Source organism: Immundisolibacter sp., from assembly GCF_028696615.1.
Taxonomy (GTDB): Bacteria; Pseudomonadota; Gammaproteobacteria; order Immundisolibacterales; family Immundisolibacteraceae; genus Immundisolibacter.
Map to the genome: position 1 here is coordinate 1 of NZ_JAQVGQ010000079.1, position 10,590 is coordinate 10,590.

At 70.9% G+C, this 10,590-nt stretch carries 12 protein-coding genes and 1 pseudogene; 4 read left to right on the forward strand and 9 right to left on the reverse strand.

Annotated features, from left to right (window positions below):
* The 3 genes and pseudogenes from PHC73_RS06945 to PHC73_RS06955 form a co-directional block, all read right to left on the reverse strand.
* Positions 1-217 (reverse strand): annotated as a pseudogene (locus PHC73_RS06945) (glutathione ABC transporter permease GsiC); the annotation flags it as partial.
* Positions 214-693, reverse strand: a complete 480-nt coding sequence (locus tag PHC73_RS06950) for a L,D-transpeptidase (RefSeq protein WP_300126107.1) — start codon at positions 691-693, stop codon at positions 214-216. The pseudogene PHC73_RS06945 and the gene PHC73_RS06950, both read right to left, overlap by 4 nt.
* Positions 674-2,230 carry an ABC transporter substrate-binding protein gene (locus PHC73_RS06955; RefSeq protein WP_300126110.1) on the reverse strand — a complete coding sequence of 519 codons (1,557 nt, stop codon included), beginning with the start codon at positions 2,228-2,230 and terminating at the stop codon, positions 674-676. Before PHC73_RS06955 ends, PHC73_RS06950 begins: the two co-directional genes overlap by 20 nt.
* Between PHC73_RS06955 and PHC73_RS06960 the strand changes: the two genes are divergently transcribed.
* Together PHC73_RS06960 and PHC73_RS06965 are read left to right on the forward strand one after the other, a co-directional pair.
* Entirely contained in the window at positions 2,229-2,588 is a 360-nt protein-coding gene (locus PHC73_RS06960) for a hypothetical protein (protein WP_300126112.1), read from the forward strand. The genes PHC73_RS06955 and PHC73_RS06960 overlap by 2 nt on opposite strands.
* Positions 2,589-2,748: 160 nt before the next feature.
* Positions 2,749-3,411 (forward strand): MBL fold metallo-hydrolase, encoded by a 663-nt coding sequence (locus tag PHC73_RS06965; RefSeq protein ID WP_300126114.1) that lies wholly within the window; start codon positions 2,749-2,751, stop codon positions 3,409-3,411.
* Between the two features lie 297 nt (positions 3,412-3,708).
* Here the strand turns inward: PHC73_RS06965 and PHC73_RS06970 are convergent, their stop codons facing one another.
* The 6 genes from PHC73_RS06970 to xseA all read right to left on the reverse strand — a co-directional run bounded on the left by PHC73_RS06970 (position 3,709) and on the right by xseA (position 7,899).
* The gene (locus tag PHC73_RS06970; RefSeq protein WP_300126117.1) at positions 3,709-4,089 is read right to left on the reverse strand and encodes a PIN domain-containing protein; all 381 of its coding nucleotides are present in this window, start codon (positions 4,087-4,089) and stop codon (positions 3,709-3,711) included.
* Positions 4,086-4,355 carry an AbrB/MazE/SpoVT family DNA-binding domain-containing protein gene (locus PHC73_RS06975; protein ID WP_366949823.1) on the reverse strand — a complete coding sequence of 90 codons (270 nt, stop codon included), beginning with the start codon at positions 4,353-4,355 and terminating at the stop codon, positions 4,086-4,088. Before PHC73_RS06975 ends, PHC73_RS06970 begins: the two co-directional genes overlap by 4 nt.
* A gap of 110 nt (positions 4,356-4,465) precedes the next feature.
* Complete coding sequence (locus PHC73_RS06980) at positions 4,466-4,813, reverse strand: Rieske (2Fe-2S) protein (RefSeq protein WP_300126122.1); 348 nt, start codon at positions 4,811-4,813, stop codon at positions 4,466-4,468.
* Between the two features lie 56 nt (positions 4,814-4,869).
* The gene (locus PHC73_RS06985) at positions 4,870-5,640 is read right to left on the reverse strand and encodes an SDR family oxidoreductase (protein ID WP_300126124.1); all 771 of its coding nucleotides are present in this window, start codon (positions 5,638-5,640) and stop codon (positions 4,870-4,872) included.
* A 22-nt stretch (positions 5,641-5,662) separates the two neighbouring features.
* The gene (locus PHC73_RS06990; protein WP_300126127.1) at positions 5,663-6,517 is read right to left on the reverse strand and encodes a M23 family metallopeptidase; all 855 of its coding nucleotides are present in this window, start codon (positions 6,515-6,517) and stop codon (positions 5,663-5,665) included.
* The gene (gene xseA / locus PHC73_RS06995) at positions 6,514-7,899 is read right to left on the reverse strand and encodes an exodeoxyribonuclease VII large subunit (RefSeq protein ID WP_366949822.1); all 1,386 of its coding nucleotides are present in this window, start codon (positions 7,897-7,899) and stop codon (positions 6,514-6,516) included. Before xseA ends, PHC73_RS06990 begins: the two co-directional genes overlap by 4 nt.
* A gap of 126 nt (positions 7,900-8,025) precedes the next feature.
* Between xseA and guaB the strand changes: the two genes are divergently transcribed.
* On the forward strand, positions 8,026-9,489 hold the full coding sequence (guaB, locus tag PHC73_RS07000; protein ID WP_300126131.1) for an IMP dehydrogenase: 1,464 nt from the start codon (positions 8,026-8,028) through the stop codon (positions 9,487-9,489).
* Positions 9,490-9,685: 196 nt separating this feature from the next.
* Positions 9,686-10,590: glutamine-hydrolyzing GMP synthase (gene guaA, locus PHC73_RS07005; RefSeq protein WP_300126134.1), on the forward strand; the 905-nt coding region annotated here is incomplete at its 3' end.

Below are 10,590 nucleotides of genomic sequence, written 5' to 3' on the forward strand. Positions count from 1 at the left end.
ACCGCGCGAGCGCGCGAAGGTACGCGCCAAGCTGCGCCGGCAGCGGCCGATCGAGGCCAAGACTCGCGCGCAGCGCAGCGCGATCGGCGCCGCTCGCCCGCTCGCCGAGCAGCACCTCGACCGGATCGCCCGGCAGCACGCGCACCAGCAAAAACACCGTCACCAGCACCGCCAGCACGGTGCCCGCAGTGCCGGCGAGACGCCGCAGCGGGTTCACTCCACCAGATCCACCGGCGTGCCGGCGGGGGTGAGATCGAACAGGCGCAGCAGGTCGGCATTCCTCATCCGCACGCAGCCCTTCGATCCCGGCACGCCGAGCTCGGTGCTGTCCGGCGTGCCGTGGATATAGATGTAGCGGCGCTGGGTGTCGACCGTGCCCAGGCGATTGCGCCCCACCTCGCAGCCGCACAGCCACAGGATGCGCGTCAGGATCCAGTCGCGGCCGGGATGGGCGGCGGCGAGCTGCTCGCTGTACACCTCGCCGGTCCAGCGCCGGCCGACGAACACCGCGCCCACGGGTGCCCCGGTGCCGATTTTGGCGCGTACGCGGTGGCGCCCGCGCGGAGTCTTGAAGCTGCCCATCTGCTCGCCGAGGCCCGCCGCCGCGGTCGAGACGGGCGCTTCCAGCAGCAGGCGGCCGTGGTCGCGCAGCGTCAGCCACTGGCGGGCAAGGTCAATGCGGATGTCGGTCATCGGGCGGGTCGGTGTGGTCGAGGGCGTCCCAGGCGCCGTCCGGGCGCAGCGCGTAGCCGCGCACGCCGGCGCGCACGGCGGCGACATTATCCTCGTACCACAGCGGCACGTAGGGCAGCTGCGCGTGGATACGCCGCTGCGCCGCCTGATACAGCGCCGTTTGCCGGGCGGGCTCGGCGCCCGCGGCGGCGTCGAGCAGCGCGTCGACGGCGGGGTCGGCAAAGCGCCCGCGGTTGGCGCCTGCCGGCGGCACCGATGCGCTGTGGAACACCTGCCGCAGCACGTCCGGTTGCGTCACACCCACCCAGGCGAGCGAGTACATCTGAAACCGGCCGCCGCGGATCGCGTCGAAAAAACTGCCCCATTCGGTGCTCTGCACGCGCACGCGGATGCCCACCGCGGCGAGCTGGGCCTGGATGGCGGTGGCGATGCGAAGGCGTAGCGGGTCGGTGGAGGTCTTGTAGGTGAGGCTTGGATGTTCCATGCCGGCCTCAGCCAGCAGGCGGCGTGCAAGCTCGGGATCGTGCCGGTACGCGGGCAGTTCGGCGGCGGCGTAATGCCCCGGCGGCAGCACGCTGCCGGCCGGCCGCGCGGCGCCGCCCAGCAGATAGCGGATCAGCGCCGCACGATCGATGCCGTGCGCCACCGCGCGGCGCAGGCGCACGTCGCCGGTGACCGGATCGGCCAGGTTGAAGCCGAGGTAGTGATAGCCGGTGCCCGGCGCGCGCAGCACGGACACGGCGGATCGATGCGACAGATACGCCACCAGCTCCGGCGGCAGGTCGTTTTGCAGCAGGTCGAGTTCGCCGCGCAGCAGCTTCAGCACCCGCGTGGTCGGGTCCGGTACCAGCAGGAATTCCACGCGCAGACCGTCGCGCCGGCGCAGCAGCACCACCCGGTCGGCGGCGAGCGACTTGAGTTCGAACGGCCCGCTGCCGTCGTAGTGACACGGCCGCCCGCCGGCCGGCGCCGGCGACCCGCAGCGCGCCGGCACGATGCCCTGCGTGAGCCGCGCCGGGAACAGCGCATCGGCCGCACTCAGCGTGAAATCGACGGTGCCGTCATCGACCGCTGCCACCGCCGCGAGGGACCCGAGCTCGCCACGCAGCGGCGAGGCGGCGCCGGCGTCGAGCACCGCGCCGTAGGTCGCCGCCACGTCGGCCGCGGTCAGCGGCGCGCCATCCGCAAAACGCGGCCGCGGCGCGCGCAGCGTGAAGCGCCAATGCAGCGCGTCGAGCTGCCGCCAGTCCGCCGCCGCCGGACGCGGGCGATACTCGGCGTCGAGCTCCACCAGCCGTGAATACAGCAGCCGGCCGATGCGCGCCGAGGCGGCGTCCGCGGCGCGGCGCGGATCGACATCCAGTACCGGCTGCGCGAGGCCCACGCGCAAGGCTGGCGGTGGCGGCTCCTGACGCCCGCAGCCGGCGAGCAGGCAGGCGCCAAGCAGCGCGATCAGCCGCCGCACACCGCGTTGACGCCCCGGCCGGCGCGCCGCCATCATGCCGGTCGCTGCCCCGCGCGCTACGAGGAGACCCATGAGCACCATTCGTGACACCGCCGAGTCGCTCGGCGTGGATCGCATCCGCCGCCACATCTTTCTGTGCGCCGACGCCAGCGAGCCGAAGTGCTGCCCGCGCGAGGTCGGCCTCGAATCGTGGAATTTCCTCAAAAAGCGCCTCAACGAGCTCAAGCTCACCGGCGACGGCGGCGTGTACCGCACCAAGGCCGGGTGTCTGCGCATCTGCGAGCAGGGGCCGGTGGCGGTGGTCTACCCGGAAGGCGCCTGGTACCACTCCTGCACCCCGCAGGTGCTGGAGAAGATTATCCAGGAGCACCTGATCGGCGGCCGCGTGGTCGAGGAAAACCTCATCATCCAGCACAGGCTGCCGGACTGAGCGCTTGTGAATTTTTCAAGCGCCGAGGCCGGCCAGGGATGGCCGGACGCGAATCGAGCCCTTGAGGGCTCGATTCGCGTGAGCCCGTCCGGGCGTGTACCGGACGGGCGACGCAAGAAATGCGCAGGACGCGCATTTGTTCACAAACCCTGAGGCGCCCATGGCCGAGCCGCTCGCGTTCGAGATCATCCCGGTCACGCCGCTGCAGCAGAACTGCACGCTGCTGATCTGCCCCGGCACCGGCGCCGCGGCGCTGGTCGATCCGGGTGGGGATGTGGACGACATCGTCGCCGCCGTGGATCGCCACGGCGCGCGGCTGGAAAAGATCTTCCTCACCCACGGCCACCTCGACCACGTCGGTGGCACGCCGGCGCTGAAAGCACACTACGGCGTGCCGGTGGAAGGCCCGCATCGCGGCGACGCGTTCTGGATCGAGGGCCTGCCCATGCAGGCGCAGATGTTCGGCTTCCCGCCGCTGCCGGCGTTCGTGCCGGACCGCTGGCTCGAAGGCGGCGACAGCGTGTGTTTCGGCGCCGTGGAACTGGCCGTGCGGCACTGCCCCGGTCACACGCCGGGGCACGTGGTGTTCTTTCACGCGCCAAGCCGCCTGGCGCTGGTGGGCGACGTGCTGTTCGCCGGCTCCATCGGCCGCACCGATCTGCCTGGCGGCAACCACGCCGACCTGCTGCGCGCCATCCGCGAGCAACTGTGGCCGCTTGGTGATGACGTGCGCTTCATCCCCGGCCACGGCCCCATGTCCACCTTCGGCGCCGAACGGCGCAGCAATCCGTTCGTGGCGGATGCGGTGCTGGGGCGGGGCTGAGAGCTTGTGAATTTTTCAAGCTCTCAGCCCGGCCAGGGATAGCCGGGCGCGAATCGAGCCCGTAAGGGCTTGATTCGCGGGAGCCCGTCCGGGCGTGTACCGGACGGGCGACGCAAGAAATGCGCAGGACGCGCATTTGTTCACAAACTCTGAGGCGCCGTCGCAGCGGGATTTTTCAGCGCGCCGTTGTCCGGGCCATCGGTCGATGGGGCGCGGCGCGGGCGTGTATCGCGCTGCGGCGAGCCGGTTTAAAAAGGGCAGGAAGCCCTTGTTTAAACGGCATGGCAAGCGCTTTTCTCAGCGAATCAGCTCTATTTCCAGGCCCAGGCTCAATCCGGCCCAAGCGCGGTCCGCCGTAAGAATAGGCGCGTGGCGCTCCATGGCCAGCGCCAGACAGGCACGATCGCCAAGCGACAGGCCGTTCAGGCGCGTCTTGTCCCACAGGAGCGCGGCAATTTCGGCCTGCTGCGCGGTGAATGGCATAAAGCTGACGCCGGTCTGCTCGAAGTCCTCCCGCATACCCGCGATGTCGGCCTGCCGTTGCAGGGATTTCTGCACGACCTCCGACCAATTCACGGCTGAAACCATTGCGCCCGGTAATGCCGACCAAACCCGTTCCGCGCCCGGCTCATCGTGCAGAAACGCCAGCAGGCTCGATGCGTCGAGGACCGGTGTCACTCCGCGGCGGCCTCTTTTGCCGCTTCGCTGCGTCGCTGGGCGATCAGTTCATCGACCAGACTGGTCTGTTTGGGGATGTGACGAAACCGATCCTGAAGGCGTTTGCCGATCGCCTCGCGTCGTTCCAGCACCAGCGCGTCGCCCTCCTGGCGGGCGATCAGTCGGTCCCCCGGCTGCAGGTGCAGGGCCTTGCGCAAGGCCGCCGGGATGACGAGCCGGCCCTGGGCGCCAAGCTGGATTTCGTTGCCCGAAGGATTTTCTGCCATGTTACCGACCGTTGTGCCACCTCGAGAGGCAGTGTGGCACACGACCAGCCGCCCGTGCGATTGCGTTCCGGGCGGGCTGTGTCCGATCTACATTTCCACGATCTGCCGGGTCACACGTCGACCAACACCGCATCGCCCTCCACTTTGGTGGGATAGGTCTTGATCGGTTTCTTGGGCCGGAAGAGGTTCATCAGCTGCACCCCGGGCGGGAAGCAGGCCCATTTCACGGCCTCGCCGGTTTTGATGTCGAACTCGGCCCGGTGCAGCGGGCACTGCACGCGCTGGCCGTCGATGATCTTGCCGCGCGCCAGCGGCCCGAACATGTGCGAGCAGCTGGCGGCGGTGGCGTGAAAGCCGTCCGCCAGGTTGTAGATCACCACCGCCTCGCCGTTGACCTTGAAGCGCGCCATGCCGCCGGCCGGCACGTCGTTCACTGAACAGGCACGTACATAAGCCATCGCACTCTCCCTTGGGCTGAAGCGGCCGCGGCCGCCGTGGGGACATGGAGGAACGGTCAGCCTGCCACCAGGCCGCCGTCGACACTGTAAACCGAGCCGGTGACGTAGCGCGCGCTGTCGGACGCCAGGAACAGTGCCACGTCGGCGATTTCGTCCGGCTGCGCGAAGCGGCCCATCGGCACGCGGGCGGTCAGGCGCTGGTGCAGGTGCGGGTTGTCCTGCAGGCCCTGCGTCATGTCGGTGGCCACCCAGCCGGGCGCCACGGCGTTGACGCGAATACCATCCTGCGCCCAGTCGACCGCCAGCCCGCGCGTCAGGCCCGCCACGCCGGCCTTGGTGGCGGCGTACACGGACAGGCGCGGCGTGCCCACCAGCGAGGCGACCGAGGCGATGAACACGATGGCGCCGGGGCGTTTGGCGGCCAGACAGCGGGCGCCGAAGCCGCGCGCGGCGATGAACGGCCCGCGCAGGTTGACCCGCGCGATGGCGTCGAAGTCCTCGTCGCTGATCTTCTCCGGGCGCGCGTACACCGGGCTCACGCCGGCGTTGTAGACGAGGGCGTCGAGCGGGCCCGCGGCATTCAGCACGGTGTCGAGGCGCGCGCTGGCATCGGCGGCGGCGATGTCGAGGCCGTGGCCGGTGACCTGCGCGCCGTGCTCGCTGGCCAGTCGGGCGGCCGTGTCGGCCGCCGCCTGGGCGCTGCGGGCGGTCAGGTGCACCACCGCGCCCAGGCCCGCGGCGCGGGTGGCGATGGCAAGGCCGATGCCGCGGCTGGCGCCGACGACCAGCAGGCGCCGGCCGGCAAGATCGGCGATGGGCGTGTTCATGCGGGGCTCCATTTGGCGGGGATCAGCGCGCGGCCTGCGCGTCGGTGGTCAGAAACAGGCGCGGATCGACGCGCGCGTCGTTCAGCGACAGCGCCCAGTGCAGATGCGGGCCGGTGGCCCGACCGGTGCTGCCGACGTTGCCGATGGCGTCGCCGGTTTGGAGCAGCTGCCCCTCGCGCACGGCCACGCGGCTCAAATGGCAGTACAGCGTCACCAGCCCCTGGCCGTGGTCGATGAACACCGTGTTGCCGGTAAAAAAATAATCGCCCACGCGCAGCACCCGCCCCGGTGCCGGTGCCGTGACCGGCGCGCCGGCCGGGGCGGCGATGTCGATGCCCGAATGCGGGCTGCGCGGCTGGCCGTTGATGACGCGCCGCAGGCCAAAGTTGCTGCTGAGCGGGCCGGCCGCTGGCAGGGCGAACGCTAGCGTGGGCGCGCCCGCCGAGCGGTGGCGGAACGCGGCCAGGATTTCCACCTGCTCGCGCTCGATGCGCTTCAGGCTGGCCGGCGAGGGCGTCACCTTGTCCTGATCGGTGATGGTCAGGCGCTGCACCGGGTACTCGCGCGCCAGCACGGCAAAGCCGATGTTCTGTGTGCGCCCGTCGGCAAAGCGCACCTGCAGCGCCGCCGGCCCCGGCGGCTGGCCTAGCGGCAGGCCGACGATGGCGCGCCAGCCGTCCGTCGCCGGCACCGTCAGCACCGGCCGGCCGGCGAAGCGAGCCTGCCCGTTCGCATCGAAGCCTGGCGGCAGCGTGATCACCGCCACGCCGCCCGGCACCGGGTCGTGCCGCGGCAGGGCCTGCGCGGGTGCGGTCAGTAAAAGGACTGCTAGCCACAGCAGGGCCGCGGCGAGGCGCGGGCGCAGCGTCTTGGTCACAGCGGCGGTCCTTGGTGGTCGGGATCGATGGCCTCGATGCGCGCATCGGCGCCGCCGCGGCCGAAACGCAGCTGCACCCGGTCGCCGACGGCAAGCTGGCTGGCCGCGTGCACCACCGGCAGGTCGGGTGCCCGGGCGACGATGGCGTAACCGCGCGACAGGGTGGCGAGCGGGCTCAGCGTGTTCAGGCGCGCGGCGGCGGCGGACAGCGCCTCGCCGCGGGCGCGCAGCAGCGCCGTTTGCGCGCGCGCCAGGCGCGCCGCGGCGGCGCGCAGCTGCTCGTCGGCCACGCCGATGCGCCGCGCCGGCGTGGCCGCGCGAAGGCGCGCCAGCAGCGCCCTGGCGCGCGTTTCGCGCCGCTGCAAGCCGCCGTGCATGGCCAGCGCCAGACGGCGCTGCAGACGGGCGAGGTCGTCGTCCAGGCGCCGCAGGCGCTCACCCGGATGCACCAGCCGGCGGGTCAGGTAATCCACGCGTTGCTGGCGGCGTTCGAGCTGGTGCTGCATGGCGCGCAGCAACCGCCGCTGCCACTGCTCGAGGCCGGCCAGCCAGTCGGCGCGGTCCGGCAGCACCAGTTCGGCCGCCGCGGTCGGCGTCGGCGCGCGCCGGTCGGCGACCAGATCGGCCAGGCTGAAATCGACCTCGTGCCCCACACCGACCACCGTCGGCACGGTGCAGCGGGCGAGCGCGCGCACCACCGCCTCGTCGTTGAAGGCGGCCAGGTCCTCCAGCGAGCCACCGCCGCGCACCAGCAGCAGCACGTCGCCGAGCGCGTTCTCGGAGGCCGTATCGATGGCGCGCTCGATGGCGGGCGCCGCGCCCTCGCCCTGCACCGGCACTGGCAGCAGCAGCACCTGCGTCGCCGGCCAGCGGCGCGCCAGCGTGGTCAGCACGTCGTGCACGGCCGCGCCGCGCGGCGAGGTGATCAGCACCAGGCGCCGCGGCATCGCCGGCAACGGACGCTTTCTGGCCAGATCGAACAGGCCCTCGGCGGCCAGGCGCGCCTTGAGCGCTTCGAGCGCCCGGCGCAGCGCGCCGTCGCCGGCGGGCTCCAGGTGCTCCACCAGCAGCTGGAACTCGCCGCGGTCCTCGTAGAACGACACCCGCGCCCGCAGCAGCACCTGATCGCCCGTGCGCGGGCGCTCGTGCAGCAGGCTGGCGCGCGAGCGGAACATGACGCAGCGCACCTGGGCGCGGGCGTCCTTGAGCGTGAAGTAAAGGTGCCCCGAGGCGGCGGCGGTGAAGTTGCCGATCTCGCCCTCGAGCCACAGCAGCGGAAAGCCGGCCTCCAGCAGCGCGCGCACCTCCAGCGTGAGCCGGGACGGCGTGTACACGTCCCGCGCCGGGGCGACGACGGAGCTGACGGCGGGTGCGGCGGGCATGGGCGGCTGTGCGAGGCGTGGCCCGCGATTATAGATGGGCGCTCACGCAGATTCGGGTTGGCCGCCTTTCCGTGGCGCCACGCCTATAATTGCCCGACCCTGACGCACCGCCCCGGGTCGCCCGCCATGCGCATCGCCTACGAAGCCCTCACCTTCGACGACGTCCTGCTGATTCCAGCCTACTCGGACGTCCTGCCGCGCGAGGTGGACCTCGGCACGCAGGTCACGCGCGATATCCGGCTGCGCATTCCGCTGCTGTCGGCGGCCATGGACACGGTCACCGAAGCGCGCTTGGCCATCACGCTGGCGCTGCAGGGCGGCATGGGCATCATCCACAAGAACATGCCCGCCGAACGCCAGGCCGCCGAGGTGCTGCGCGTCAAAAAATTCGAAGCCGGCGTCATCAAAAACCCCATCACCGCCCGGCCGGACATGAGCATCGGCGAGGTGCTGGCGCTGACGCGCGCGCACCACATCTCCGGTGTGCCGGTGGTGGACGGCGAGGACCTGGTCGGCATCGTCACCAGCCGCGACCTGCGCTTCGAGACCAACTTCGGCGCGCCGGTGTCGTCCATCATGACGCCGCGCGAGCGCCTGGTGACGGTGCGCGAAGGCGCCGGTTCCGACGAGGTCAAAGCCCTGCTGCACGCGCACCGCATCGAAAAGGTGCTGGTGGTGGACGACGCGTTTCGCCTGCGTGGCCTCATCACTGTCAAGGACATCGAAAAACAAACCCAATTCCCGAACGCCGCGCGCGACGGCCAGGGTAGCCTGCTGGTCGGCGCCGCCGTCGGCGTTGGTGAAGCGGGCCGTGAACGCGCGCTGGCGCTGATCGGTGCTGGCGTGGACGTGCTGGTGGTCGATACCGCCCACGGCCACACGCGCGGCGTGCTCGACATGGTGCGCTGGCTGAAGACCGAATGCCCCGACGTGCAGGTGGTGGGCGGCAACGTCGCCACCGGCGAGGGCGCACGGGCGTTGGCAGAAGCCGGCGCGGACGGCGTCAAGGTCGGCATCGGGCCGGGCTCGATCTGCACCACGCGCATGGTGGCCGGCGTCGGCGTGCCGCAGATCAGCGCCATCTACAACGCCGCCCAGGGTTTGGAGGGCACCGGCGTGCCGCTGATCGCCGACGGCGGCGTGCGCTACTCGGGCGACGTGGCCAAGGCGCTGGCCGCCGGCGCGCACACGGTCATGCTCGGCAACATTTTCGCCGGCACGGAAGAAGCGCCCGGCGAGGTGGAGCTGTACCAGGGCCGCTCGTACAAGTCCTACCGCGGCATGGGCTCGCTGGGCGCCATGGGCGGCCAGTACGGCTCGAGCGACCGCTACTTCCAGGAAAGCAGCGAGGCCGACAAGCTGGTGCCGGAGGGCATCGAAGGCCGCGTGCCGTACAAAGGTTCGGCGGTGCCGATCGTGCACCAGCTGTGCGGCGGCGTGCGCGCCAGCATGGGCTATACCGGCTGCCGCGATCTGGACCAGTTCCGGCGCAACACGCGCTTTGCGCGCATCACCGGCGCCGGCGTGTCGGAAAGCCACGTACACGACGTGACGGTGACCAAGGAAGCACCGAACTATCCTTCTTATTGACGCCGAAAAATTCCGTCCATGGAATTTTTCGGCTCGCCGCAGCGCGGTACACGCCCGCGCTGCGCTCCGTCTATCAAGGGCAAAAGCCCTCGATAGACGCCGGGGCCTCCTGCCCCGTTTGGCCACGCCGACCCATTCGGCGCGCCCGTAGGAGCGGCTTCAGCCGCGAATTCCCCGACCGCTCCCTGCCACGCCCATGACCGACATTCACGCCGACCGCATCCTGATCCTCGACTTCGGCTCGCAGTACACGCAGCTGATCGCCCGGCGCGTGCGCGAGCTCGGTGTCTACAGCGAAATCCACCCCTGGGACATGGACGCCGAGGCGCTGCGGGCGTTCGCGCCCAAGGGCGTCATCCTGTCCGGCGGGCCGGCGTCGGTCACCGAGCCGAACTCGCCGCGCGCGCCCGACGCCGTCTGGACGCTCGGCGTGCCGGTGCTCGGCATCTGCTACGGCATGCAGACCATGGCGGTGCAGCTCGGCGGCGCGGTGGAGCCCGGTGAGGTGAAGGAATTCGGCTATGCCGAGATTCGCGCCCACGGCCACTCGAGGCTGCTCGACGGCATCGAGGACCGCGTCAACGCCGAGGGCCACGGCCTGCTCGATGTGTGGATGAGCCACGGCGACCGCGTCAGCGCGCTGCCGCCGGGCTTCAAGCGCATCGCCTCGACGGCCGACGTGCCCATTGCCGGCATGGCCGATGAATCGCGCCGCTTCTACGCCATCCAGTTCCACCCCGAGGTGACTCACACCCCGCAGGGCACGCGCATCTACGCCCGCTTCGTGCACGACATCTGCGGCTGCGGCAATGCCTGGACGCCCGGCAACATCATCGAGGACGCCATCGCCGCCGTGCGCCGACAGGTCGGCGCCGGCAAAGTACTGCTGGGCCTGTCAGGTGGCGTCGATTCGTCCGTGGTCGCGGCGCTGCTGCACCGGGCCATCGGCGATCAGCTCACCTGCGTGTTCGTCGACAACGGCCTGCTGCGCCTCGACGAAGGCGACCAGGTGATGCAGGTGTTCGCGCGCAACCTCGGCGTGCGGGTGATCCGCGTCGATGCCGAGGCGCGGTTTCTCGATGCCCTCAAGGGCGTCGCCGA